General features: G+C 61.7%; 27 protein-coding genes and 1 tRNA gene. 15 read left to right on the top strand and 13 right to left on the bottom strand.

Annotated features, from left to right (window positions below; genetic code table 11):
• The first annotated feature begins 250 nt into the window (after positions 1-250).
• The 5 genes from dapA to BM110_RS01240 all read left to right on the top strand — a co-directional run bounded on the left by dapA (position 251) and on the right by BM110_RS01240 (position 3,939).
• On the top strand, positions 251-1,129 hold the full coding sequence (dapA, locus tag BM110_RS01260; protein ID WP_092247226.1) for a 4-hydroxy-tetrahydrodipicolinate synthase: 879 nt from the start codon (positions 251-253) through the stop codon (positions 1,127-1,129).
• A 17-nt stretch (positions 1,130-1,146) separates the two neighbouring features.
• Complete coding sequence (gene bamC, locus BM110_RS01255; protein ID WP_093512075.1) at positions 1,147-2,262, top strand: outer membrane protein assembly factor BamC; 1,116 nt, start codon at positions 1,147-1,149, stop codon at positions 2,260-2,262.
• 4 nt (positions 2,263-2,266) lie between these two features.
• On the top strand, positions 2,267-3,025 hold the full coding sequence (locus BM110_RS01250; RefSeq protein WP_012722776.1) for an MBL fold metallo-hydrolase: 759 nt from the start codon (positions 2,267-2,269) through the stop codon (positions 3,023-3,025).
• 27 nt (positions 3,026-3,052) lie between these two features.
• The gene (purC, locus tag BM110_RS01245) at positions 3,053-3,766 is read left to right on the top strand and encodes a phosphoribosylaminoimidazolesuccinocarboxamide synthase (RefSeq protein ID WP_010212191.1); all 714 of its coding nucleotides are present in this window, start codon (positions 3,053-3,055) and stop codon (positions 3,764-3,766) included.
• Between the two features lie 83 nt (positions 3,767-3,849).
• Positions 3,850-3,939 (top strand) — tRNA-Ser (locus BM110_RS01240).
• A gap of 422 nt (positions 3,940-4,361) precedes the next feature.
• Here BM110_RS01240 and BM110_RS01230 read toward each other — a convergent pair.
• From BM110_RS01230 to BM110_RS01190, 9 genes are all read right to left on the bottom strand, one after another.
• The gene (locus BM110_RS01230) at positions 4,362-5,588 is read right to left on the bottom strand and encodes an MFS transporter (protein ID WP_071488945.1); all 1,227 of its coding nucleotides are present in this window, start codon (positions 5,586-5,588) and stop codon (positions 4,362-4,364) included.
• A 255-nt stretch (positions 5,589-5,843) separates the two neighbouring features.
• Complete coding sequence (locus BM110_RS01225) at positions 5,844-6,056, bottom strand: cold-shock protein (protein ID WP_093512073.1); 213 nt, start codon at positions 6,054-6,056, stop codon at positions 5,844-5,846.
• A gap of 68 nt (positions 6,057-6,124) precedes the next feature.
• Positions 6,125-6,337: a cold-shock protein gene (locus BM110_RS01220; protein WP_092247236.1), complete on the bottom strand. Its 213-nt coding sequence runs from the start codon at positions 6,335-6,337 to the stop codon at positions 6,125-6,127.
• Positions 6,338-6,621: 284 nt separating this feature from the next.
• Complete coding sequence (locus tag BM110_RS01215) at positions 6,622-8,547, bottom strand: response regulator (protein WP_093512071.1); 1,926 nt, start codon at positions 8,545-8,547, stop codon at positions 6,622-6,624.
• Positions 8,537-9,400 carry a sensor histidine kinase gene (locus BM110_RS01210; RefSeq protein WP_092247242.1) on the bottom strand — a complete coding sequence of 288 codons (864 nt, stop codon included), beginning with the start codon at positions 9,398-9,400 and terminating at the stop codon, positions 8,537-8,539. Before BM110_RS01210 ends, BM110_RS01215 begins: the two co-directional genes overlap by 11 nt.
• Positions 9,393-10,400: an ATP-binding protein gene (locus BM110_RS01205; protein ID WP_092247245.1), complete on the bottom strand. Its 1,008-nt coding sequence runs from the start codon at positions 10,398-10,400 to the stop codon at positions 9,393-9,395. Before BM110_RS01205 ends, BM110_RS01210 begins: the two co-directional genes overlap by 8 nt.
• Complete coding sequence (locus BM110_RS01200; RefSeq protein WP_071488948.1) at positions 10,391-10,795, bottom strand: ATP-binding protein; 405 nt, start codon at positions 10,793-10,795, stop codon at positions 10,391-10,393. The genes BM110_RS01205 and BM110_RS01200 overlap by 10 nt, the downstream gene beginning before the upstream one ends.
• On the bottom strand, positions 10,792-11,154 hold the full coding sequence (locus BM110_RS01195; protein ID WP_017254285.1) for an STAS domain-containing protein: 363 nt from the start codon (positions 11,152-11,154) through the stop codon (positions 10,792-10,794). Before BM110_RS01195 ends, BM110_RS01200 begins: the two co-directional genes overlap by 4 nt.
• A 2-nt stretch (positions 11,155-11,156) precedes the next feature.
• The gene (locus BM110_RS01190; protein ID WP_093512601.1) at positions 11,157-12,008 is read right to left on the bottom strand and encodes an STAS domain-containing protein; all 852 of its coding nucleotides are present in this window, start codon (positions 12,006-12,008) and stop codon (positions 11,157-11,159) included.
• A 246-nt stretch (positions 12,009-12,254) separates the two neighbouring features.
• On the opposite strand from BM110_RS01190, the gene BM110_RS01185 reads away from it, so the two are divergent.
• Entirely contained in the window at positions 12,255-13,157 is a 903-nt protein-coding gene (locus tag BM110_RS01185) for a LysR family transcriptional regulator (protein ID WP_093512599.1), read from the top strand.
• Here BM110_RS01185 and BM110_RS01180 read toward each other — a convergent pair.
• Together BM110_RS01180 and BM110_RS01175 are read right to left on the bottom strand one after the other, a co-directional pair.
• On the bottom strand, positions 13,149-13,907 hold the full coding sequence (locus tag BM110_RS01180; protein ID WP_092247250.1) for a substrate-binding domain-containing protein: 759 nt from the start codon (positions 13,905-13,907) through the stop codon (positions 13,149-13,151). The genes BM110_RS01185 and BM110_RS01180 overlap by 9 nt on opposite strands.
• Positions 13,904-15,211: an MFS transporter gene (locus BM110_RS01175; RefSeq protein WP_071488951.1), complete on the bottom strand. Its 1,308-nt coding sequence runs from the start codon at positions 15,209-15,211 to the stop codon at positions 13,904-13,906. Before BM110_RS01175 ends, BM110_RS01180 begins: the two co-directional genes overlap by 4 nt.
• A 197-nt stretch (positions 15,212-15,408) precedes the next feature.
• Between BM110_RS01175 and BM110_RS29525 the strand changes: the two genes are divergently transcribed.
• The 9 genes from BM110_RS29525 (at position 15,409) to BM110_RS01135 (ending at position 23,319) form a co-directional block, all read left to right on the top strand.
• Positions 15,409-15,552 (top strand): hypothetical protein, encoded by a 144-nt coding sequence (locus BM110_RS29525; protein WP_165447906.1) that lies wholly within the window; start codon positions 15,409-15,411, stop codon positions 15,550-15,552.
• A gap of 148 nt (positions 15,553-15,700) precedes the next feature.
• A complete protein-coding gene (locus BM110_RS01170) occupies positions 15,701-16,423 on the top strand; it encodes a GntR family transcriptional regulator (protein ID WP_092247252.1) in 723 nt (240 codons plus the stop codon).
• A complete protein-coding gene (locus tag BM110_RS01165; RefSeq protein WP_071488952.1) occupies positions 16,420-17,208 on the top strand; it encodes an SDR family oxidoreductase in 789 nt (262 codons plus the stop codon). The genes BM110_RS01170 and BM110_RS01165 overlap by 4 nt, the downstream gene beginning before the upstream one ends.
• 67 nt (positions 17,209-17,275) lie before the next feature.
• A complete protein-coding gene (locus BM110_RS01160; protein WP_071488953.1) occupies positions 17,276-18,208 on the top strand; it encodes a 3,5-dioxohexanoate:acetyl-CoA acetone transferase in 933 nt (310 codons plus the stop codon).
• A gap of 65 nt (positions 18,209-18,273) precedes the next feature.
• Entirely contained in the window at positions 18,274-19,152 is an 879-nt protein-coding gene (locus tag BM110_RS01155; protein ID WP_093512068.1) for an SMP-30/gluconolactonase/LRE family protein, read from the top strand.
• A gap of 73 nt (positions 19,153-19,225) precedes the next feature.
• Entirely contained in the window at positions 19,226-20,548 is a 1,323-nt protein-coding gene (locus tag BM110_RS01150; protein WP_093512066.1) for an MFS transporter, read from the top strand.
• Between the two features lie 55 nt (positions 20,549-20,603).
• Entirely contained in the window at positions 20,604-21,920 is a 1,317-nt protein-coding gene (locus BM110_RS01145; protein ID WP_092247639.1) for an MFS transporter, read from the top strand.
• 57 nt (positions 21,921-21,977) lie between these two features.
• Positions 21,978-22,901: a LysR substrate-binding domain-containing protein gene (locus tag BM110_RS01140; RefSeq protein WP_071488956.1), complete on the top strand. Its 924-nt coding sequence runs from the start codon at positions 21,978-21,980 to the stop codon at positions 22,899-22,901.
• A 55-nt stretch (positions 22,902-22,956) separates the two neighbouring features.
• On the top strand, positions 22,957-23,319 hold the full coding sequence (locus BM110_RS01135; RefSeq protein WP_092247261.1) for a 5-carboxymethyl-2-hydroxymuconate Delta-isomerase: 363 nt from the start codon (positions 22,957-22,959) through the stop codon (positions 23,317-23,319).
• 3 nt (positions 23,320-23,322) lie between these two features.
• Here BM110_RS01135 and BM110_RS01130 read toward each other — a convergent pair whose 3' ends face one another.
• Positions 23,323-24,258 carry a LysR family transcriptional regulator gene (locus BM110_RS01130; protein WP_093512064.1) on the bottom strand — a complete coding sequence of 312 codons (936 nt, stop codon included), beginning with the start codon at positions 24,256-24,258 and terminating at the stop codon, positions 23,323-23,325.
• 137 nt (positions 24,259-24,395) lie between these two features.
• Positions 24,396-25,583: a cyanate transporter gene (locus tag BM110_RS01125; protein ID WP_093512062.1), complete on the bottom strand. Its 1,188-nt coding sequence runs from the start codon at positions 25,581-25,583 to the stop codon at positions 24,396-24,398.
• Between the last annotated feature and the right edge of the window lie 79 nt (positions 25,584-25,662).

Here is a 25,662-nt window from a genome sequence, read left to right as displayed (position 1 = left end):
GGTCGATACCGTGTGGGCTGTATCGATCAAAGGATGAAGGGTAGCGAAAACCGTCGCCAAGGGATAGGAGGTGGCGTTTTCATTGCGTGATCAGTCCGATTTCAGCGTGCTTCAGGGCATGCTTTCGTCCAATGATGGCATTGCCCGTCGTTTAGTTGCGGCAGAACGCATCCTCAGGCGGTACTTCGCTTGTGCAAGCATCTTGGCGCCAGTACCATTACGGCTCTCTTTTTCCGGCAGGAGCGGTTGCATGATTGCGGGCAGTATGGTGGCACTGGTCACACCCATGGATGCACAAGGTCATCTCGACTGGGACAGCCTGGGCAAACTGGTGGACTTCCACCTGCAAGAAGGCACCAATGCCATCGTGGCGGTCGGCACCACCGGTGAATCGGCTACCCTCGACGTGGAAGAACATATCCAGGTCATCGAATTCGTGGTCAAGCGTGTTGCCGGCCGTATTGCCGTGATCGCCGGTACGGGCGCCAACTCGACGCGTGAAGCCATCGAGCTGACCAAAAACGCCAAGAAGGCCGGCGCCGACGCCTGCCTGCTGGTGACCCCGTACTACAACAAGCCGACCCAGGAAGGCCTGTACCAGCATTTCCGCGCCATTGCCGAAGCGGTCGATATCCCGCAGATCCTCTATAACGTACCGGGTCGCACCGCGTGCGACATGAAGGCCGAGACCGTGATCCGCCTGTCGACCGTGCCGAACATCATCGGTATCAAGGAAGCCACCGGTGACCTGCAGCGCGCCAAGGACATCCTGGCCGGCGTGAGCAGCGATTTCCTGGTGTATTCCGGTGACGACGCCACCGCTGTCGAGCTGATCCTGCTGGGCGGCAAGGGCAACATCTCCGTGACCGCCAACGTGGCCCCCCGCGCCATGAGCGAAATGTGTGCCGCCGCCATCGCAGGCGACGCCGTGACCGCCCGCGCGATCCACGAGAAGCTGATGCCGCTCAACAAGACACTGTTTATCGAATCCAACCCTATTCCCGTGAAATGGGCACTGACTGAAATGGGCATGATGCCGGGCGGTATACGTCTGCCGCTCACCCGTCTCAGCGAAGCCTGTCACGAACCGCTGCGACAGGCCCTGCGCCAGTCCGGCGTCCTGGTTTAATTGAGGAAGCACTACGCATGAAGCGATTGGCCGGACTTTCCGCACTTGCCTTGATTATCTCCAGCACCAGTGGCTGCGGTTGGATCTGGGGCCCGGAAGGCTACTTCCGTGACCGCGGCAGCGATTACCTGGAAGCACAACCCACCAAACCGATGGAATTGCCGCCGGGCGTCAACGTCGCCAAGCGCCTTGACCCGTTGCTGCCGATCCCGCGCAACGTCGCCGACGACACCACCAAGGGTGAATACGTGGTGCCGCGTCCACAGCCGATCTCGGCGGTGGCGGATGCCAGCGACTACAGCCTGCAGAAGAGCGGCGACTCGCGCTGGATCGTGGCACAACGCCCACCTGCCGAAGTCTGGCCGGTGGCCGTGCAGTTCTTCCAGGACAACGGTTTCCGCCTGGACGAGCAGCGCCCGCAGACCGGTGAGTTCACCACCGCATGGCAGCAGGGCAGCGAGCTGTCCGCCACCATGGCCAAGCGCTTGCAGGCCGGTGGCGTAGCCGCCGACAGCGAAGCCCGCGTGCGTGTGCGCATCGAGCCAGGCGTACAGCGCAATACCAGTGAGGTCTACGTGGTCAGCGCCGAGCGCCCGGCCGGCAGCACCGCCAACGTTGACTTCACCAACCGCTCGGTTAACACCGGTATCGACTCGGCGCTGGTCGACGAGATGCTGGCCAGCATGAGCCGTATCTCCGAGAAGGGTGGTTCGGTTTCCCTGCTCGCCGCCCGTGATTACGACACCCCGAGCCGCGTCAGCCTCACCGAAGACGGCAGCGGCAACGTGGTGCTGAACCTGGGTGAAGACCTCGACCGTGCATGGGCCAGTGTTGGCCGCGCGTTGGAGCAGGGCCCTTGGCGCGTTGAAGACATCAACCGCAGCCTGGGCCTGTACTACATCAACGTGGCGGAAAAGGCCGAGCGTAAAGACGACGAGCCTGGTTTCTTCGGCAAACTGTTCGGCAGCAAGCCGACCAAGGAAGAGATCGAGACCCGCGCCGAGCGTTACCAGGTTCGTTTGAGCAAGGTGGGCGACAGCGTGCAGGTCACCGTCGAGAAGAACATCAATACCGTTGCGCCAGCTGAAACAGCGCGCAAAGTGTTGGGCGTGATTCAGGACAACCTGGGCTGATCCGATGCGTTTTGCCGTTCTCGGCAGCGGTAGCCAAGGGAACGGCACGCTGGTCGCACATGACGACACGTATGTGCTGGTGGATTGTGGTTTCTCGTTAAAAGAAACCGAGCGGCGCCTGCTGCGCCTGGGGGTTCACCCCGCGCAGCTGAGCGCGATTCTGGTAACCCACGAACATGCCGACCACGTGCATGGCGTGGGTTTGCTGTCTCGGCGCTACAATCTCCCGGTGTACCTCAGTCGCGGCACCTTGCGCGGGATGCGCAAACCCATTGAACCCGCAGGTTTCCTGGCCGGTGGCGAGCAGTTGCAAATCGGCGCCTTGAGCATCGACGTGATTGCCGTGGCGCATGACGCCCAGGAGCCGACGCAGTATGTCTTCAGTGACGGTGAGCGGCGCTTCGGCGTACTGACCGACCTGGGCTCCTACTGCGCTAAGGTGTTGGACGGCTACCGGAACCTCGATGCTTTGATGATCGAGTCCAACCATTGCCGAGACCTGCTGGCCCGTGGTCATTACCCCTACTTCCTCAAGCAGCGGGTGGGCGGCGAACTGGGACATTTGAACAACCACCAGGCGGCGTACCTGGTGTATGAGTTGGGCTGGCAAGACTTGCAACACCTGGTCCTGGCCCACCTGAGCAGCAAGAACAACCTGCCGCAGCTGGCCCGGCAATGTTTTGTCGACACCCTCGGGTGCGACCCGGACTGGCTGCAACTGGCCGATCAAGATTCAGGGCTCGACTGGCGACACATCGCCTAGCCCACCATTTAGCAAGCGGAGCCCATCATGGAAAAACGTGAAGAACTCTACCGCGGCAAAGCCAAGTCGGTGTACAAGACCGACGACGCCAACCGCCTGATCCTGCTGTTTCGCAACGACACCTCGGCGTTCGACGGCAAACGCATCGAACAACTTGATCGCAAAGGCATGGTGAACAACAAGTTCAACGCCTTCATCATGCAGAAGCTCGAAGCGGCCGGCATCCCGACCCAATTCGACAAACTGCTGGGCGACAACGAGTGCCTGGTCAAGAAGCTCGACATGATCCCGGTTGAATGCGTCGTGCGTAACTACGCCGCCGGCAGCCTGGTCAAGCGCCTGGGCGTGGAAGAGGGCCTCAAGCTCAATCCGTACACCTTCGAACTGTTCCTGAAGGACGACGCCAAGGGCGACCCGTTCATCAACGAATCCCACGTCGTGGCATTCGGCTGGGGTACCGCTGAGCAACTGGCGCGCATGAAGGAGCTGTCCCTCAAGGTCAACGACGTGCTGAGCAAGCTGTTCGACGACGCCGGCCTGCTGCTGGTGGACTTCAAGCTCGAGTTCGGCGTGTTCCACGACGGCTCCATCGTCCTGGGCGACGAATTCAGTCCGGACGGCTGCCGCCTGTGGGACAAGGACACCAAGAAGAAGATGGACAAAGACCGCTTCCGCCAGGGCCTCGGTGACGTGATCGAAGCCTACGAAGAAGTCGCCAATCGTCTCGGCGTACCGCTTTAATCGACGCAAGCATCTGATAGCACGGAAAAAAATCGCTTCGGCGCTTTGCATCCACGAATCATGCTGTTATGATGCGCGCCGTTGGAGAGATGCCAGAGTGGCCGAATGGGACGGATTCGAAATCCGTTGTACCTTCACCGGTACCTAGGGTTCGAATCCCTATCTCTCCGCCATTACATAGAAAAAGCCCCGTAGCCGAGTAAGCTACGGGGCTTTTTCATTTTGGAATGTAATCGTTCCTTCGCTGTAGCCAGCAAGCCTTCAAGCGTGACCCTGCTTCTTGCCCCTGGGCTTTGACGGCGGCTTTTTATCCGTCTCCTTCACCGTCTCCCTAGGCCTCTTCTTTGCCTCAGCCTCTGTCACGTACTCCCCTGTGACCGCATCACGATATCTAGCTGGCATATAACCTCCTTGGCAGTCTGTCGCCACGGCGGCGACTTTTTCAGGCTAGCCCAGGGGCCCGGGGGCACAAGATTCATTGTGCGAATTCTCATTACCAGGCTTTTCCATCGCTGTGACGGTCGTTGCGACATTGAAAATAAAAAAGCCTGCTGGGCTTAAGGCTCAGCAGGCTTTTTGGGTGGGCACTCTTCGCTCAGGCGGGTTGGGCTGCCAGGCTATTGCTTACATTCCGCCCCAGCACCAGCACGGTCATAAAACCGACGCCGACCAAGGCCGTGGCCAGGCTCAACAACACCGAGCTGCCCATCTGGTCGACGATCCGCCCGCCAAAGAACGAACCCAGGGCAATGATCACCTGGAACAAGGCGACGAACAGCGGCATGCCGCGTTCGACATCCTTGGGCGCGACCACGAACATCCAGATACTTGCACAGGCCGGGAAGGCGCCGAAGGCAAAGCCCCACAGGCCGATCAGCATCGCTGCGCCGGTCATGCCGGTGGCGAAGTAAGGGAAAAGGGCGGTGCTGGTGCCGATCATCAGTGCAACCAGCATCAAGGTGTGGCGTACGCTGCGGTTGGCGGCAAAACCGGCAAAAATATTTCCGAATACCCCAGCCACGCCAAAGAGCAGCAACAGTGAACCAATCGTTGGGCCGTCGAAACCGGAGCTGTATTTAAAGAACGGTGCGACATAGGTGTACGCAGCAAAGTGTGCCAACCCGATCAGCAATACCGCGATCAACCCGACCCGAGCCCGTGGGTTGATGAACAAGGCGGGCAGGTCGCGCACGAGAATGGCTTTCTCCGGGTCCAGCCGGGGCAGCAGGAGGACCTGCGCCAACAACACCGGGATACCCACCAGCGCGGTGACCAGGAACGTCATGCGCCAACCCATCAAGCCACTGAGCCAGGTACCGACCGGCACGCCCAGTACGGTGGCCAGGGTCACGCCCATCATGATGATCGAGGTGGCCTTGGCGACGTCCACACCCTTGGGCGCCAGGCGGCCGCTGAGGGCGATGGCCGTCGCCCAGAAGCCGCCGATACTGATGCCCAGCAAGACGCGGCCGAACAGCAGCAGGCTGAAGTCACTGGCGAACGCCACGACCATGTTGGCAATGATCATGATCAGCGTCAGGCCGATCAGCAGGTAGCGGCGGTCCATGGCGCCAATGATCACCGACAGCAATGGGGCGGCGAGGGCCGCCATGATGCCGGGCAGGGTCACCATCAGACCGGCGTGGCCGGCACTGATGCCGAGGTCGGCAGCGACGTCGTTGAGCACGCCCACCGGGAGAAACTCACTGGTGACCAGGGCGAAGGCACCGACGGCGACCGAGAGAATCGCCAGCCACTGCTGTTTGACGCTCTGTTGATTATGTTCGGGGAGGCCGCTGGGGGCTTGGCTGGCACTTGGCATGGTGTTGGGTTCCAGGGTGAATGTCGCCTGAAGCCAGGCGCGGGGGAGGGAAATTGGAGGCGATTATAGGAACCGGTACTGAAAATCGGGCAGGCGCTCGTTTCGATAGTAATCATCAGTGCTATCGATGCGACGCTCTGGCACGCACTGCATTACGAGGCAGCAGTCCGTGCGCAGGTGGGGCGTTGGCCGTACGGGGGAGGAAAGAGTGAAAGGCGTGCCGCGAACGCGGTTCATGGCACGCCGTAGGCTGCACTAATGCGTACTGGGTTCTTCCTCAACGCGAATGTTGAATGCCTCCAGCACACCGTCGCTTCTTCTTCTCAACTCGTAGGTCACGGTTTGCCCTTCGCGTAGCAACTGGCCTCCCCTGGCGAAGGACGGGCTGTGGAAGAAGATATCCTGGTCATCGTAGGTCGCTGTCTCGCTGCTGGTGGTGATTGCAGTCCGCAGAGCTTTACAGGGCATGGCCGTTCTCCTTTTTCAGTGCAACATAGCGACTTCAGTGAGGGCCTCAAACGTTGATCCGAAGGAGATCAGACCTGCACGGCCACTTCATCCGCCTGCATGCCCTTCTGACCTTGCACGGCTACGAAAGTGACTTTCTGCCCCTCTTTCAATTCTTTGTATCCATCCCCCTGAATCGCTCTGAAATGAACGAAAAGGTCAGGCCCGCTCTCCGGAGTAATGAACCCATACCCTTTTTCGCTGTTGAACCACTTCACCGTACCGTTTTGTCTTCCGCTCATTCTTCGTATCCTCGCAAACCCATGTCTCCCGCTGTACGCCGACACATTGCCGGTAGCGGTATGCCTAAGCAAAGTCCCGAAGCGGCCACCCGTCAACGCGTTGCAAGACCAGCGGTACTGTCATTCCTGACAGGTTCGCGGCTCGATCAATTGAGTGATACTGCGCAGTTTTACGGTGAAAATTTCTGAGGCCCGGGCACGCGTGCGTTCCAGCACCGGATCGCTGCCGCCTTCCGCCAGCAGATAGGCTTCCTGCCCTGTTAGGTGTCCCGGTCTATCGGCGCCTAGCCCTGCTCCCCTACGCCCTGTCTGATCTTTTCCAGCAGCTCATCGATATGAAAAGGCTTGGTGATCAGGTCCATGCGTTCGCCCAGGAAGTTCTGGCGGTTGGCCGCATTCTCGGCGTAGCCGGTCATGAACAGGATCGGCAGGTTGGGGTTCAGGGCTCGCGCGTGGTCGGCCAGCTCCCGGCCAGTCATGTACGGCAAGCCGACATCCGTCAGCAGCAGGTCGATGCCCGCATTGGCTTTCAGGATGACGATGGCTTCGTCACCATCGGCCGCCAGGCTGCAGCGGTAGCCGGCATCCGCCAGTACCTCGGCGACAAAACTGCGGACCGAGGGCATGTCTTCCACGATCAGTATGTGTTCGCCCTTGCTGTTGCCCGGCACCGCCACGGTCTTGGTGGCAAAGGTGGCGGGGCCGTCGGCGGCGGGGAGCATGAGGGTCACCTCGGTGCCCTGGCGGGTCACGCTGCGAATCTGTGCATCACCGCCGGACTGGCGGGCAAAGCCATAGATGGTCGACAGACCCAGGCCGGTGCCCTGGCCGACGGGTTTGGTGGTGAAGAAGGGGTCGAACACCTTATCGATCACGCTGTGCTCGATGCCCACACCGTTGTCCCGTACCGACAGTGCAACGTACGGGCCATCTTCCAGCTTGAGGTTGCCGTTGGAATACGACGGGTAAGTCGTCACCCAGATAATCCCGCCCTGGGGCAGTGCATCCCGCGCGTTGATCACCAGGTTCAGTACCGCACTTTCCAGTTGGATCGGGTCCACCATCGCCACGGCGGGGTTGGTGGTCAGCTCCAGTTTCAGGGCAATGTGTTCGCCGATGGTGCGCACCAGCAACTCTTCCAGCGAGCGGATATGTGCGTTGATATCGGTCGGCCGGGTGTCCAGCGGCTGCTGGCGGGCGAAGGCGAGCAGACGGTTGGTCAGGCCGGCGGCGCTCAGGGCTGAACTGAGCGCCGCGTCGGCATAACCCAGGACCTTGTCGGTGCGCTGGCTTTCGACGCGCTTCTTGATCAGTTCCAGGCTGGTGATGATGCCCGTCAGCAGGTTGTTGAAGTCGTGGGCGATACCGCCGGTGAGCTTGCCCAGGGCATCCATTTTCTGGGCCTGGAGCAGTTGCGCTTCCGTACGTGCCAACTGGGTGGCGGCGTTGGCCAGCTCGGCCTGTTGGTGGCGTTCACGATGGCGGTGTTCGGTCACGTCCTCGACAAACACCAGGCTCAATTCGGCGCGGTCATAGGGCGAAATCTGCCATTCGGTTTCGCGCAGTTGCCCATCGACCTTCATCTGCAGCGTGCCCTTCCAGCGTTCACCCGCCGCGAGGCGCAGGCACAGCTCCTGGATGACGCTGTATTGATCGCTGGCGAAGCATTCGAGCAGGGCGTCCGGGTTGAGGTTGTCGTGGATCAGTTGGGCGAAGGCGTGGTTGCACTCGTGAACCTTCAACTGCGCGTCCATCACCGCAATCGGTGCGCTGATATTGAAGAAGATTTCCCGGAAGCGCGCCTCGCTTTCGCGCAGTGCGTATTCGGTGTCGCGTACCCGCAGCAAGGTGCGCAGGGTCGCCAGGAGCACCTCGGGGTCTACCGGGTGGATCAGGTAGGCATCGGCGCCTGCGTCCAGGCCGGTGATGATGTCGCCGGTCTCGATGGACGCCGCCGAAACGTGCACCACCGGCAGCAAGGCCGTGGCCGGGTTGGCACGCAAACCACGCACGATGTCGAAGCCGCTCATGTCCGGCAGGTTGACGTCCAGGATCAGTGCGTCGATCTTGCCCCTCGCGATCAGGTCGAGCCCTTCCTGGCCCGTGCCGGCTTCCAGTACCAGGTAATGATGGCGCTCCAGGCGTCGGCGCAGGGCATAGCGCGTGGCAGCGTTGTCGTCGACGATCAGCAGTTGTATGTCACGTTTCATCGACGGTCTCGCTGGCGATGGAAAAGGGAATGACCACAAAAAACAGCGAGCCCACACCGGGTGTGCTTTCCACGCCTACCCGGCCACCGAGCAGTTCGGCGAAACGCTTGCACAAGGACAGGCCCAGGCCGGTGCCGCGCAGGCGCTTTTGCAACGGCGAATCGATCTGGGAAAAGTCTTCGAACAGATTGCTGTGCAATTCACCCGGTATACCCAGGCCGGTGTCCTGCACCGCAAAGCGTATCTCGTGTTCATTCTCCATGCGCGCCGACACCCGCACTTCGCCCTGCGCGGTGAACTTCAGCGCGTTGGAGATAAAGTTGCGCAGGATCTGCGCCAGTTTCTTGTCATCGGTGTAGAGCTTGGGCAAGCCGGAGGGCTCTTCGAAGATCAGGTCCACCGAGGACGCATCGACAATCGGCCGGAACATGCCGCGCAACGCCGAGAACAGGTCGAACATATCGAACCAGGCCGGGGAAATGCTGATACGTCCGGCCTCGATCTTCGCCAGGTCCAACAGGTCATCGACCATCTCGCGCAGTTCGCGGGCCGAGTTGCGAATGAAGCCGACCTGGGTGTGCTGTTCCTCGCTCAACGGGCCATCCAGCTCATCGGCCAGCAGGCTGGTGATGCTCAGGATCGAGCCCAGCGGCGTGCGGAACTCATGGCTCATGTAGGACAGGAAGCGGCTCTTGAGGTCCGACGCCTGGCGCAGTTGGTCGGCCTGGGTGTCCAGTTCGGCATACAGTGCCAGCACGCCCTGGTTGGTTTCGTCCAGCTCGGCACGCAGGGCGTCCGCCTCCAGGCGAAGGCGTTGTATTTCAGCGGCGAGCGCGGCAGGGGTATCAGCCATCAATGGCCTCCAGGGCAATCACGAAGACCGTGACGTCATCCCGGCCGCGACAGAAGTCACGGTGCAGGACGGCGGCGATCAGGGCAGGGTGGCGGTGGACGAGCCCGGGGTAGTCCGACAGGTTCCAGCGTGACTGCAGGCCGTCGCTGTAGAGGATCAGCAACTGGCCGCCCACTTGAGCGTAGTCGAAGGCATGTGCCTTGCGAAACTGCACGCCGACGATCCCGGGATGGGAGGCCAGGCCACGGGACTTTTCCGGCCCGATCAGGCTGGCGCCAATATTGCCCACGCCGGTAAACCTCAGGTTATCGGCCTGGGCATCGTATTGGGCCACGGCGAGGGCGCCACCGCGGGTGCCGTTCATGGCAATGTGCAGATCGTTCATCAGCACCGTCGAATCCAGGAAGGCATTCTGGGCAAATACCACCTCACCTGCCCGGGCGGCTTGCTCGGCATATTCGCCATGGCCCAGTCCATCGGCCACCATCACACTGAAACCACCGGGTTCGATTGCCAGGTGCCAGGCATCGCCGCAATGCGGATCATCATGCAGTGAGTGCTGGCTGACCCCGTAGCGAATGTCCTTTGCCACTGAGCCGCGTGGATACAGCCTGGCCAGGATCGCCGTTCCGCGTGGATTGGCGTAGGCATCGAATACCTGGGCCAGGCGCGAAATCGCACCCAGGCCAATCCCTTGGGTGCCCCCGGTAGAGTAACCGTCCACCAGGCAGCTATTCAGGTCGAAGCCTTGGCCACGGTCGATGGCGACCAGTTCGAGGCCGCCATTACCGGTGGTGCGCAGGTGCAGTTGGCCATGTTCGGCATGCTTGAGGACATTGCTGGCCAGTTCGGTGGCCACCAGGGCCACGCGCCCGGCATCGGTGTCGTCGAAGCCCAACTGCTCGGCGAGTTGCTGCGCCGTGCGGCGGGCGTGGCCGACCTGGCTGGTGTCTTCAATCAGCAGCACATGCGTCAAGGCACTGGGAATATTCAGGCCCATCGGGTGATCGTCACGCGGGTGCCCTGGCCTGGCGCGGTCTCCAGTTCAAATTCATCCACCAGGCGCTTGGCCCCGGTGAGCCCCAGGCCCAGGCCGCTGCCGGAGGTCCAGCCGTCGGTCATTGCCAGTTTCAGGTCGGGAATGCCCGGGCCTTCATCGCGAAAGGTCAGGCGCAGGCCGGGTCGGTGGTCTTTTTCGACCACCGCCCAGTCCATGTAGCCACCCTTGCCATAGACCACTGTGTTGCGCGCCAACTCGCTGACCGCCGTGACCAGCTTGGTCAGGTCGATCAGGCGCATGCCGCAGTCCTGGGCCAGTTTGCGTACGAGTTGTCGAGCCAGCACGACGTCCTGTTCGATCAGCACCGGGTGGGTGCCATTGCTGGCTTGGGTCATGAGTGTTCTACCCGGTCGCGCAGCAGTTTCATGCCGCGCTCGACATTCAACGCCGTCGCCACGCCAGGCAGGGTCATGCCCAGTTCCACCAGCGTAATGGCTACGGCGGGCTGCATGCCGACCAATACCGTCTGGGCATCCATGATGCGCGACAGCCCGGAGATGGTGCCGATCATGCGTCCGATGAACGAGTCGACCATGTCCAGCGCCGAGATATCGATCAGCACACCGCGGGCGGAGGTACGGCTGATGCGCTCGGACAGGTCGTCCTGCAGGGTCAGCGCGAGTTGGTCGTGCATGTCCACCTGGATGGTCACGAGCAGGAACTCGCCCATCTGCAAAATAGGGATGCGTTCCATGCTTAAACGGCCTTGGTGACGGTAACGCCTAAGCGTTTGAGGGAGAGTGCCAGCGCATCGGCCAGGTTGGCCTTGGTGACCACGCCTTGCAGGTCGAGACCCAGGTGCACGATGGTCTGCGCGATTTGCGGGCGTACGCCACTGATGATGCAGTCGGCACCCATCAAGCGGATGGCCGTGACAGTTTTGAGCAGGTGCTGGGCGACCAGGGTGTCGACGGTCGGTACGCCGGTAATGTCGATGATCGCGATTTCCGCGCCGGTGTCGACGATGCGTTGCAGCAGCGATTCCATCACCACTTGGGTGCGTTGCGAATCCAGGGTGCCGATCATCGGCAGGGCCAGGACGCCTTCCCACAACTTGACCACCGGCGTGGACAGCTCCAGCAACTCTTCCTGCTGGCGCTTGATCACCGACTCGCGGGATTTCTGGAAGGTGCGGATGGTGTGCATGCCCAGGGCGTCGAGCAGCTCGGAGACTGTCAGCAGTTGTTCGGCCAATTGTGCCGGTTGGTCGGCATATTCACGCTGCAACAGCGTGAACAGCGGGCCCTTGAGGACAAAAATGAAGCTGGCGGTCTGCTGGGAGTCCTGGCCGGCGAGGGCGCGGGTGTGGGAGAGCTTTTCCAGGAATAGGCGGGTTTGTGCCCAGTTTTCATGATCGATGTGCTGCGAACCGCCATTTTGCAGGGCTTCAGTCAGCAGAGCCAGGAACTCGGCGGTCTGTGTTTGCACGTCGTCAGGCTTGATATTGCGCGTGGCCCCCGAGGCTTCGAGACGGGCTTTCCATTGGTCAAGGAGAGAGCTGTGATTAGCTTGCAGGGCCTGGATTGTGTTCGTTTGCAGAGTTGCCACGGTAACCTCCTTGAATGCCATTGATGCGGTGCGCGCAATCTATACTAAATTGAGCTGTTTGGAATTGTTTCAAGCGGATTCGTTCGGGGGGGGCGTCACTTTAAAAAGTGCCCTGGGGGACTATAGTTTGGGCCTTCTGTTTGGCCAGTGACGCGGGTCATTTAACGGCGTATCGGTCACGCACAGATGGCGACCCTGCGGCTCGCGTACGATAATGCCCGCCACTTCGACCATATTGGCCCTCCCGTGATCATCAACTTCGACCTCAACGACCTCCAGGCCTTCCGCGCCGTGGTAGACAAGGGCAGTTTCCGTGGCGCCGCCGAGGCCATCCGCATCTCGCAACCGGCCCTCAGCCGGCGCATCGAAAAGCTCGAAACCGCCCTTGATGTGAAGCTGTTCGAACGCACTACCCGGCGGGTCAGCCTGACCATGGTGGGCCGTACGTTTTTGCCACAAGTCGAACGCATGCTTGACGACCTCGACGTGGCGCTGATGGGCATCAGCAACGTCGCGTCCACGCGCATGGGCAATGTCACTGTCGCCTGCGTGCCGTCCACCGCGTACTACTTCATGCCCCACGTGATCTCCGAATTCCGCAAGCTGTACCCGAAGATCCGCTTGCGGGTGCTGGATACCAGTGCCGGCGAGGTGTGCAGCGCGGTGGAGAGTGGCGAAGCGGATTTCGGCTTGAGTTTCAGCGGCAGCCTGGCCGAGGAAGTGGAATTCGAACTGTTGTTGCAGGAGCGCTACGTGCTGGCCTGTCGCCGCGATCACCCGCTGGCCCAGCGCGACAGCGTGAGCTGGGCCGAGGCCTGCGAACATGATTACATCACCCTGGACAAGACCTCCGGCAACCGCCTCCTGCTTGACCAGGCCTTGCGCGGCATACGGGTGAAAAAGCCGAGTGTCTGCGAAACGCACCATGTGACTACCATGATCGGCCTGGTGGAGGCGGGATTGGGCGTGGCGATGGTGCCATCGATTGCGATGCCGGCCCTGGAGCACCCGATCCTGGTCGGCGTGCCGCTGGTGGGACCGCAGGTGATGCGCAACGTGGGCTTGATAAAACGCCGCGGGCGGACATTGCCGCCAGCGGCGCTGGAGTTGGAGCGGTTATTGCGGGAGATGCCGTTTCGCTCAGCGTGACACCGAGTCCAGGCCGGTGGATTGCACCACCGGTTGCGCCTGGGGTGAGGCCAGGAATTGCAACAACGCCTTGGCCTGCTCCGGGTGTTGCGCGTTGACCGGAATGCCGGCGGCAAAGCGCGTCACCGATTGCACATCTTCCGGGATCTTGCCGACGAAGGTCACACCTGGCACCGGCAACAATTCCGCCACCTGTTGCAGGCCGACTTCGTAGTCACCCTTGGCCACCTGTTCGGCCACCGGCTGGCGTTCGATCATGGTGCCTTTGGCGGGCATGCCGAGCTTCTTGAACAACTCTTTCTCGACGTATACACCGCTGGCGCTGTCCGAATAGGCGACCGACTTGGCTTTGCTCAGGGTGGCTTTCAATTCGGCATCGGTGCCGATGGCCGGTTTGACGGCGCCGGCTTTTACCACCAGGCCGATGCGCGAGTCTGCCAGTTCCACGCGGGAGGCCGGGTCGACCTTGCCTTGCTTGATCAAGTCATCCAGGGCGTAGCCGACCATGATCACCACGTCAGCGGGTTCGCCTCGGGCCAGGCGGTTGGGAATCGCTTCCGGCGCCTTGCCCATCGACGGGCCGAGGATAGTGTCGAGGGTATCGCCGCTTTGCTTGGCATATTGCGGGCCAAGCAGTTTATAGGCGGCAGTGAAGCCACCCGATGTCATTACCTTCAACTGCTCGGCCTGGGCCGACAATGCCAGTGCGCCCAGGGCCAGGGCCGTCAGGGTCTTGAGCAGAGCCTTCATTGTGCGGCCCCCTGCATCACTTGCCCACGGGCGTTGGCACGACGATACAGCGCGAGGGTCGAGCACAGCGCGCATGCTGCGGCGAACATCATCCAGTAGGCCGGCGAGGCCTTGTCTTCGGTGATGTGGATGAACCAGGTGGAGATCGCCGGGGTGAAACCGCCGAAGATCGCGGTGGCCAGGCTATAGGCCAGGGAGAAGCCCGCCACGCGCACTTCCACCGGCATGATTTCGGTGAGGGCCGGGATCATCGCGCCGTTGTACATGCCATAGAGGAAGGAGAACCACAGCAGGGTTTCCAGCATATGGGCGAAGCTTGGCGCGTTCACCACGTAGGACAGCGCTGGGTAAGCCGTGAGAACGGTCAGTACGGTCATCGCGATCAGCACCGGCTTGCGACCGAAACGATCGCTCAAGGTGCCGCCGATCGGCAGCCAGACAAAGTTCGAAACGGCTACCAGCAAGGTCACCAGCAGCGCATCGGACGTGCTCAATTGCAGCACGGTCTTGCCGAAAGTCGGCGCATACACGGTGATCAGGTAGAACGCGGTAGTGGTCATGGCCACCATCAGCATGCCGCCGATGACCACGGTCCAGTTTTTCACCAGGGTCGCCATCACTTCGCGCATGGTCGGGCGATGCTTGCGGTTGGCGAACTCTTCGGTTTCCTGCAGGTTGCGGCGCAGGATGAAAATGAACGGGATGATCACGCAGCCGAGGGCGAACGGAATGCGCCAGCCCCAATCGGCCACCACGGCCGGCTCCATCCACACGTTCAGGCCATAACCCAGTGCGGCGGCGACCACGATGGAGATCTGCTGGCTGCCGGATTGCCAGCTGGTGTAGAAGCCTTTGCGGCCTGGCGTGGCCATTTCGGACAGGTACACCGACACACCGCCCAGTTCCGCACCGGCCGAGAAGCCTTGCAGTAAACGACCGAGCAGCACCAGCAGCGGTGCCCACAAACCGATGGTGTGATAACCGGGCACCAGCACGATCAGCAGGGTGCCGCTGGCCATGATCGACAAGGTCACGATCAGCCCTTTGCGGCGACCGACGTCATCGATATAGGCACCCAGGATGACCGCGCCCAACGGACGCATCAGAAACCCTGCGCCGAATACGGCGAAGGTCATCATTAATGACGCAAACTCATTAGCGGCGGGGAAGAAGGCGGCAGCGATGTAGGTGGCGTAGAAACCGAACAGAAAAAAGTCGAACTGTTCGAGGAAGTTGCCCGAAGTAACGCGAAATACCGCCCCCACTTTCGAACGGGTAGAGTCGGGCCGGGTAGGGCTAGTCATGGTTTTATGTCTCCAGCGTTCTTTTTGAATGTGCTTGTTTCGCTTAAGACCTGGAATAGTGGCTGACACATTTAGAAATGTTAAGTGACAATTTTGGATAGATTGATGTTCGTTGGCTATCAATCGGTAATGCAGTCGGAAATGCGTTCGCTGTCTATGCTGAAGATGTGACCAATTCTTACGGATGGGAGGTGGCAATGACGGATCAACAGAAACGGCGCGACGAGCCGGAACGTGAGCAGCCCCAGCGGCGGGAGGAAGAAAAACCGCAGACCTGGAAACATCCCGATGATGGCACCGAGCTTTCAGAGCGGGATCAGGAGCGTCCGCTAAAACCCTGATATCAGGTTAAATGCGCTGCAACTGTGGGAGTGGGCAAGCCCACTCCCACAGTTGTATGTGCAACTCCCAAAATCAGGAAACTATTTGACATATTTGATTTGTGATCACATATTGAGGCCATAAGAACGACAACACAGGTTTTGCCTCATGACAGATGGTCCGCTCCTCCTGCCCACCCTGCGCCAGGTGTCCCGCGATACCTTGCAAGACCAGGTCTACCGCCAGATCCGCGAAGCGCTGATGAGTGGCCGTTTCCAGCCTGGCCAGAAACTCACCATCCGCGGCCTTGCCGAAGCCCTCGGTTCCAGCCCGATGCCGGTGCGCGAAGCCCTGCAACGCCTCAGCGCCGAAAACGCCTTTGAAGTCACCGAAACCTCTCGTCTGCGCGTGCGCTTGATGACGGTCGAACGCCTGCGTGAAATTCGTGATGCACGGGTCGCCCTCGAAGGGCTGCTGGCGGAAAAAGCCGTGCTGCGCCTGCAAAAGGCCGACCTCGACGAAATCACCGACCTCTGCCAGCAAATGCAGCACGCCGCCGACGAAGTCGACGTGTCGCGCTACCTGTGGACCAACTTTGCGTTTCACCGGCGGATCTACGCCGTGGCCCAGGCCGAGTTGACCATGGCCGCCGTGGAAAACTTCTGGCTGCACATGGGCCCGTGCTTTGCGCTGGTCGCCCCGGATAAAGCTCACCTGCAACGCTCGATGGAGGCGCACACGCGCATCGTCGAAGCCCTGGCGGCCCGCGATGGCGCCGGTGCACGCGCAGCGGTGACCGATGACATCATGCAGGCCGCCGATTCCCTGGCGCGCCTGCTCGTCAAGAACGACCGTTCGCGGCCGTCTGCTTCAGGAGGTAAACGTGCATGAGTGTCTTACAGCGGCTGCAGCCCTATCCTGGGTTACGTGTGTTGATTTCCGGCGGGGCTGCCGGCATTGGTGAAGTGCTGGCGGCGGCGTATCTGGAAGCCGGTGCCCAGGTGCATGTGTGTGACGTCAGCGAGCCGGCCCTGGCCGCGTTTCGCGACAAGTACCCGGGCACCGTCGCCACCCGCGCCGACGTCAGCGATGCCGTGCAGATCGAGGCGGTATTCAAGGTGCAGCGCGAGCACTTCGGCGGTCTCGATGTGCTGGTCAACAACGCCGGGATCGCCGGGCCTACCGGCGGCATCGATGCGATCAGCGACGCCGAGTGGCAGGCCACCATCAACATCAATCTCACCGCGCAATACCGCTTTGCCCACCATGCGGTGCCGATGCTCAAGGCGTCGTCCCACGGCCACCTGCTGCATATCGCCTCGGTGGCGGGGCGCCTGGGCTACGCGTGGCGCACGCCGTACGCGGCGACCAAATGGGCGATTGTCGGCCTGATGAAATCCCTGGCCTCGGAGCTGGGCGAGAGCGATATCCGCGTCAACGCCTTGCTGCCCGGCATTGTCGAAGGCCCACGCATGGACGGCGTGATTCGTGCCCGTGCCGAGCAGGTCGGCGTGCCCGAAGCCGAGATGCGCCAGGAATACCTCAACAAAATTTCCCTCAAACGCATGGTCACCGCCGAAGACGTGGCTGCCATGGCGTTGTTCCTCTGTTCGCCCGCCGCACGCAACGTGACCGGCCAGGCGATCAGCGTCGACGGTAACGTCGAGTACCTGTAAGCCACGCAAGAACACAGCGCGCTGCACCCAGGATTTTTTTCATAAGAATAAAAGTCGGAGAGTCGTCATGCCCAAAAATCGTCCTGTCATCATCACCTGCGCCGTTACCGGTGCGATTCATACGCCGTCGATGTCGCCGCATTTGCCGATCACTGCGCAGGAAATCGCCGATGCCGCCATCGGTGCCGCCGAAGCCGGCGCCGCGATTGTCCACCTGCATGCCCGCGATCCCAACGATGGTCGCCCAAGCCAGGACCCGGCGCTGTTCGCCGAATTCCTGCCGCAGATCAAGGCCGCCAGCGACGTGGTAATCAACATCACCACCGGCGGCGCGCCGACCATGGGCGTGGAAGAGCGCCTGCAACCGGTGATGCAGTTCAAGCCGGAACTGGCCTCGCTGAACATGGGCTCGATGAACTTCGGCCTGTACGAAATGCTCAACCGCTTCACCGACTTCAAGCACGACTGGGAGCGGCCGTACCTGGAAGAAAGTGACGACCGGATCTTCCGCAACACCTTCCGTGACATCACCCATATCCTCAATTCCTGTGCCGAGAACCGCACGCGGTTCGAGATCGAGTGCTACGACATCGGCCACCTGTACACCGCCGCGCATTTCCTGGAACGCGGCCTGCTCAAGCCGCCGTTGTTTATCCAGTCAGTGTTCGGCTTGCGTGGTGGCATCGGCGGGCACCCCGAAGACCTGGCGCACATGCGGCGTACTGCCGACCGCCTGTTTGGCGACGACTATGTGTGGTCGATCCTCGGCGCCGGGCGTGGGCAGATTCCGCTGGCGACCATGGGCCTGTCCATGGGCAGCAATGCGCGTGTCGGTCTGGAGGATTCGCTGTGGGACGGCCCGGGCAAATTGGCCGCGTCCAACGCCGACCAGGTGCGACGTATCCGCACGGTGATCGAGGCGCTCGGCCATCGCGTCGCCACGCCGGATGAAGCGCGGGAAATCCTCGGGCTCAAGGGGCGCGATCAGGTCAATTTCTAACCCGACCAACTGCCGCGTCACGGCGCGGCCTGCATCCCGCACAACAACAATAAGGGGATCACACCATGCGTATCGAAGTGCTCGTCGACGTCAAGACCACCCTGGGCGAAGGCCCGGTGTGGGACGTCGAACAACAACGCCTGTATTGGATCGACAGCGCCGACGGCCGCATCCTGCGCTGCACCGACGACGGCCGCGAACTGCGTGCCTGGGAGGTCGGCCAGAAAATCGGCTCCATGGCCCTGCGCCATAGCGGTGAGTCGGCGATTGTCGCCCTGCAAAACGGCGTACACACCCTCGACCTCAACAGCGGTGAGCTCAACCTGGTCATCGACCCGGAACCGCACCTGCCGGATAACCGCCTCAACGACGGCAAGGTCGACCGCCAGGGCCGCTTCATCTTCGGCTCCATGGACACCTTGGAGGACAACGCCAGCGCCAGGCTTTACCGCCTGGACGCCGACCTGAGTCTGCACACCCTGGACGAAGGCATCATCGTGTCCAACGGCCCGTGCTGGAGCGCGTCCGGTGACACCTTCTATTTCTGCGACACCTGGTCCGGCGAGATCTGGGCCTACGACTATGACCTGGCCACCGGCAATGTGAGCAACCGCCGCACCTTCGCCAGGGTCGACACCTCGGGCGGCGGCGCTGCCGACGGCTGCACGGTGGATGCCGAGGGCTGCCTGTGGCAAGCCTTGGTCTACGCCGGGAAACTGGTGCGCTACACCCCCGACGGTCACGTCGACCGCATCATCCAGATGCCGGTGAAAAAGGTCACCAGCCTGACCTTTGGCGGGCCGAACCTGGACACCCTGTTTGTGACTTCCATGGCCAAGCCGCCGCTGCCGCGTTTTCCGGCGGACGGCCAGCAGCGCGGAGCGCTGTTCGCCATTACCGGGTTGGGCGTGCAAGGAATAGCCGAGCGACGGTTCGCCAGCTAGCGCGTGTGTGTGACAAGGCATATTCCTTCGCAACCTTGTGTCAGTGCGCGCCCTCGCGCGCCTGGAGAGGCCCATGGCAACTATCAAAAAAGCGTCGCTGCGCAGCATTCACCGGCATTCCTGGGTGTCGCTGCTGGTCTGTTGGATGATCTGGATTCTCAACGCCTACGACCGTGAGATCGTGTTGCGCCTGGGGCCGACCATCTCCAAGCACTTCGATTTATCCGCCGACCAATGGGGCACCGTGGCCAAGGTGGTCATGCTGGCCCTGGCGTTGCTGGATATACCCGGCTCCATGTGGAGCGACCGCTACGGCGGCGGCTGGAAACGTGCACGTTTCCAGGTGCCGCTGGTGCTGGGCTACACAGCGATCTCGTTTCTGTCCGGCTTCAAGGCCCTGAGCGGCAACCTCGCCACTTTCATTGCCCTGCGCGTCGGGGTCAACCTCGGCGCCGGCTGGGGTGAGCCGGTGGGGGTGAGCAACACCGCCGAATGGTGGCCGGTGGAGCGGCGCGGCTTCGCCCTGGGTGCGCACCATACGGGCTATCCGATTGGTGCGATGCTCAGCGGTATCGTCGCCAGTTTCGTCATCACCGTGTTTGGCGAGGACAACTGGCGCTACGTGTTCTTCTTCGCCTTCGTGGTGGCGTTGCCGCTGATGATTTTCTGGGCGCGTTATTCCACCGCCGAACGCATCACCGCGTTGTACGTCGACATCGCCGCCAAGGGCATGACGCCACCGGACAACGCGCCGGCCAGTTCGGTGAAGGGCGAGGCCTGGCGCACTTTCGTCGCCACCTTGCGCAACCGCAATATCGCCCTCACGGCGGGCAATACGATGCTCACCCAGGTGGTGTACATGGGCGTCAACATCGTGTTGCCGGCCTACCTCTACAACATCGCCGGACTGTCACTGGCCGAGTCGGCGGGGATGAGCGTGGTGTTCACCCTCACCGGCATCCTCGGGCAACTGGTGTGGCCGTCGCTGTCGGACATCATCGGCCGACGCACCACCCTGATCATCTGCGGGGTGTGGATGGCGGCGAGTGTCGGCGCGTTCTACTTCGCCAACACCCTGACCCTGATCATCGTCGTGCAACTGCTGTTCGGCCTGGTGGCCAACGCGGTGTGGCCGATCTACTACGCGGTGGCCTGCGACTCGGCCGAGCCGTCGGCGACGTCCACCGCCAACGGCATCATCACCACCGCGATGTTTATCGGCGGCGGCCTGGCGCCGGTGCTGATGGGCAGCCTGATCGCCATGGGCGGCGGCTGGACCACGCTGCACGGCTACACCGTGTGTTTCTTCGTGATGGCCGGCTGTGCCCTCGGCGGCGCGCTGCTGCAACTGTTTTCCCATCGCCCCCAGGCGTTGGCGCTGCAACTCGACTCCTAGAACAACACCGATGCGCCCCCCAGCCCGCCTGGCGGGGCGCCAAGAGGAACTGCCGATGACTACCGCCACCGCCGCCCGCACACCGCAGGCGTTGAACAAACTGATGTTCGTCAAGCTGATGCCCTTGCTGATCATCGCCTACATCCTGAGCTTCCTGGACCGCACCAACATCGCCCTGGCCAAGCATCACCTGGACGTCGACCTGGGCATTTCAGCCGCCGCCTATGGCTTGGGCGCGGGGTTGTTTTTCCTGACGTATGCGCTGTCGGAAATCCCCAGCAACCTGATAATGCACAAGGTCGGCGCGCGATTCTGGATCGCGCGGATCATGGTGACCTGGGGCCTGATCTCGGCGGCCATGGCCTTTGTGCAGGGCGAAACCTCGTTCTACGTGTTGCGCCTGTTGCTGGGCATCGCCGAAGCGGGGCTGTTTCCTGGGGTCATGCTGTACCTGACCTACTGGTTCAACCGTGAGCAACGGGCGCGGGCCACCGGGTATTTCCTGCTCGGCGTGTGCTTTGCCAACATCATCGGTGGCCCGGTGGGTGCGGCCCTGATGCGCATGGACGGCCTGCTCGGCTGGCACGGCTGGCAGTGGATGTTCCTGCTCGAAGGCTTGCCAGCCGTGGCGTTTGCCTGGGTGGTCTGGCGCAAACTGCCGGATCGTCCGAGCAAGGCGCCGTGGCTGTCGGCCGAGGAAGCGCGCGGTATCGAGCAGCGCATTGCCCGGGAAGTCGAGGAGGGCGCGGGCGAGGACGGTCACTCGTTGAAAAACTGGCTGACCCCGCAGATCCTGCTGGCGATTTTCGTGTACTTCTGTCACCAGATCACCCTCTACACCGTGATCTTTTTCCTGCCGAGCATCATCAGCAAGTATGGCGAACTGAGCACCATGAACGTCGGCCTGCTGACTTCATTACCGTGGATCGCGGCGGCACTCGGGGCATTGTTTATTCCGCGTTTTGCCACCACACCCGGGCGCTGCCGTCGCTTGCTGGTCACCGGCCTGCTGACCATGGCGTTGGGCCTGGGCATTGCCTCGGTGTCGGGGCCGGTGTTCAGCCTGCTGGGTTTTTGCCTGTCGGCGGTGATGTTCTTTGTGGTGCAGTCGATCATCTTCCTGTACCCGGCTTCGCGCCTCAAGGGCGTTGCGCTGGCCGGCGGGCTGGGATTTGTCAACGCCTGCGGGCTGTTGGGCGGCTTTGTCGGGCCGTCGGTGATGGGCGCGATCGAGATGAGCACCGGCAATGCAATGAACGGCTTGAAAGTCATTGCGCTGGTGCTGGTGGTGGCGGCCGTGGCGGCCCTGCGCTTGCGCATGGGGCACGAACCTGAGCGTGGTGCGCAGGCCAGCGAAGCGTCCTACACGTAGACGCCGGCTACGGGGCTTTCTAAACTGCGGCTTGTCTTGGGAAAAGGGCAGGCGCCGATGAATCGCAATGAACTACGCAAAGCCGACATCAACCTGATGGTGGTGTTCGAAGCGTTGATGCTGGAGCGCAACGTGACGCGGGTGGCGGAGAAGCTGTTTCTCGGCCAGCCGACCATCAGCTCGGCCCTCAACCGCTTGCGTACCTTGTTCAACGACCCGCTGTTCATTCGCGTCGGCCACCGCATGGAGCCCACCGCGCGGGCCGAGGAGATCATTCAGCACCTGTCGCCGGCCCTGGATTCGTTGTCATCGGCCTTGAGCCTGACCCACGATTTCGACCCCTCGATCAGCACCATGACCTTTCGCATCGGCCTCTCCGATGACGTGGAGTTCGGCCTGTTGCCGCCCTTGCTGCGCGCCTTGCGCCAGGAAGCGCCGCAAGTGGTATTCGTGGTGCAGCATGTGGACTACTGGCGCATTCCCGACCTGCTGGCCTCCGGCGATATCACCGTCGGCATCACCCAGACCCGTGGCCTGCCGGCGAATGCCAAGCGCAAGCTGCTGCGCCATATCCGTCCGCGTATCCTGCGCGCCGATGCGTCTGAAACGCCGCTGACCCTCGATGAATATTGCTCACGGCCCCACGTGCTGGTGTCCCACACCGCCAACGTGTCGGGGTTTGCCGATGAGTGGCTGGCGGAGATTGGCCGCAAACGCCATGTGGTGCTGTCGGTGCCGCAATACAGCGCGCTGCCGGCCTTGCTCGCCGGCACTGACCTGATCGCCAGCCTGCCGGACTACACCGCCGAGGCCATGGCAGTGTCGGGCCACCTGTTCTGTGAGCCGTTCCCGTTCGAAACGCCAACCCTGGATTTGTCGATGGTCTGGCTCAGCCACGTGGACACCGACCCGGCTGAGCGCTGGGTACGTTCGCGGCTCGAAGCGTTTATGAGCGACAGAGGGCTGGCCAGCAAAGCCTGATGCTTTTATCCGTGGTATATCTAGAAATCTTCCTACCAAAGACTCGGAGCCATCCATGCCGCACCTGCACCTGGAATACACCGCCAACCTGACGGGCCTTGCTGTCGAGAAGACCCTGTTGCGGCTCAACAACGTGCTGATGGCGTCCGGGCAGTTCAGTTCCGAGTTGGACATCAAAAGTCGTGTGGTCAAGGTCGAGACGTTCCAGGTGGGCACCTCCCTCGAAGCACGCGGGTTTATCGCGGTGAAGCTGTCGCTGCTCAGCGGGCGCCCACCCCAGGTCAAGAAACAGCTGTCGGACAGCCTGCTGGCAGCCCTGCAGGACATGGGCGATTGGCCGGAGGGTATCCAGGTTCAACTCAGCGTCCAACTGGTCGACATGGATCGCGACTGCTACAGCAAAGTCGCCATCGGCTGAGGTTTACAACAAACCCTGATCCGCGCACACCTTCACCACCTGCTCACGAAACCAGGTATTGGCACTGTCCTGTTCGCTGGTTTCGTTCCACTGCATCTCCAGGGTGAATCCCGGCAACCCGTTGGGCACTTCGCAGTGGCCGAACGTCGTGGCGGGCGCCAGCAACTTTTGTACGCGACGCGGCAGGGTGACGATGAAGTCGGTGCCGGTGATCATCTTCAACGCTGCGCTGTAGCTGTTGGCGCGGGCGATCACCTGGCGCTTGTGGGCCTGGCGCGCCAGCCAGCCGTCGATCATGTTGGTGTCGGAGGTCCACGGCGTGGGGAACACGTGGCGCCGTTCGACGAAGGACTGCAGGCTGAACGCCGGTTCCCGTGGCGCCGAGCGTTTATCGAACACGCACACCAGGTCGTCTTCGAGCAGCATCTGGGTACGCAAGTCCTTGTGGGCGCGGTGGAAGTTGGGGCCGAAACAGATCACCAGGTCGAGGCGGCCTTCGCGCAGGTCGTCCGCGGGGATGTCGGTTTCCAGCTTTTGCACGTTGACGATCACCGGCAGGTCGGCACGGTCGAAGTGCTTCAACAGGCGCGGCAGGATCAACTGTTCGAAGTATTCCGGCGCGCACACGTTGAAGGTCACGGCCTTCTGGGTCGGGTCGAAGGCCTGGCCACCGGCGTGGCACAGGTTGATGCATTCGAGGATCTTCTGCACATGCCCGTACATGGTGGTGGCCTTGTACGTTGGGCGCATGCCCGCCCGGGTGTTGATGAACAACTCGTCTTCAAAGCTGGTGCGCAGCTTCTTCAGGCTGTAGCTCACAGTGGACTGGCTGACAAACAGCGTTTCGGACACCTCGGTAACACTGCTCTGGTCGTAGACGGCGATAAACACCATCAAGTCCTGCATATCGAGCTTTCTGAGCAAGTTACTGTTTAGCATCGGTTTCGTCCGTAAACCCTTTGTACCGAACTCAGTACAAGACAGCACAAAAGCTTAACGGAACGAACGTGCCATTAGAAAGCTCTGTAGGGCGTTTCTATGTTTGGCTTGAGACAAATACTGTTTGCAATACGACGTCAGCGGATATGTCGTGCGTAATGCCTGGGGTTGAAGCGCGTGACGATCAGCAGCATTACCCCGATCACCGCTGTCAGCGACCACCAGGCCCATTCGAAGCTGCCCAGTTGATCGCGGATCATCCCGGCGATCAGCGGCGACAGCCCGGCGATCAGGTAGCCGATACCCTGCACAAAGGCGGTGAGACCACCGGCGCGGCGCGGGTTGTCCAAATGGTCGAGGGACAGGATCAGGCTCATCGGGAACAGACCGCCAATGCCCAGGCCCAGCAGGCACGGCCACAACAGGCTCAGGTGGTGCGGGCTGAGAATCAGGCCGCAGAAACCGAGGATGATCAGCACCAGCAGCACCGCCACCACACCGCGTTTATCCTGGCGACGGTTGGCGATGGCGGGAGTGACCAGGCCGGACACCACTTCCATGGCCGTCAAGAAGCCCAGCAGCAGGCCGGCATTCTGCTCGCTCCAGCCTTGCTCCACGTAGTACGGCGCGAGCCACGCCAGTACGCAGGTGTAGGACGCGGTACCCAGGCCGAAAAACACCGCCAGCAACCAGGCCCGGCCATTGCCGAAAAACGACGCCTGTTGAGCTGTGCCGGCTTGCGGCAACGGTGGCAGTACCGAGCGTTGCGCGTACCAGAACACCAGCGCCAGCACTGCCAACACCGCCCAGATCGCCAGGCCGATGCGCCAACTGCCGGTCTGCACTTGCACGAACGGCGAGAACGACGCCGCCAGTGCTGCGCCGCCCATGATCGCGGTGACGTACACACCCATGAACAGCGAAACATTGTCACTGAACCGCGACTTGATCAGCGCCGGCATCAACGCCTGGATCATCGCGATCCCCACGCCGGCCGCGATGGCGCTGACGATCAACTCCAGCGCCGAATCGAGGAACAACCGCGACAGCGTGGCCACGCCGATCACCAGCAGGGACACCACGATGCTGCGGTGCTCGCCAAAGCGTTTGGCCAGGCCCATGCCGAAGAACATCGCCAAGCCCATGGCCATCACCGGCAACATGGTCAGCAACGCGGCGCTGCTGAAACTCAGCGACACATCACCGCGAATCGATGACAACAACGGGCCGACCGCCGCCATCGACGGACGCAGGTTGAGGGCGACCAGCACGACGCTGGTCATCAGCCAGAGGGCGGTGGTGGGTTTTGCGTGAACGGTTTCCATGGGAGGCCCTTGAGTGATCAAGGGCGAATCAGGCCACGGGTGGGAGCAGGGGGCAAATGAGAAAGTCGCTAGGTCTATC

It is taken from the genome of Pseudomonas sp. NFPP28 (assembly GCF_900115535.1).
In the GTDB taxonomy this organism is placed as follows: domain Bacteria; phylum Pseudomonadota; class Gammaproteobacteria; order Pseudomonadales; family Pseudomonadaceae; genus Aquipseudomonas; species Aquipseudomonas extremorientalis.
Note: the sequence above shows the minus strand (reverse complement) of the source record. Positions and strands in the feature narration are given on the sequence as shown.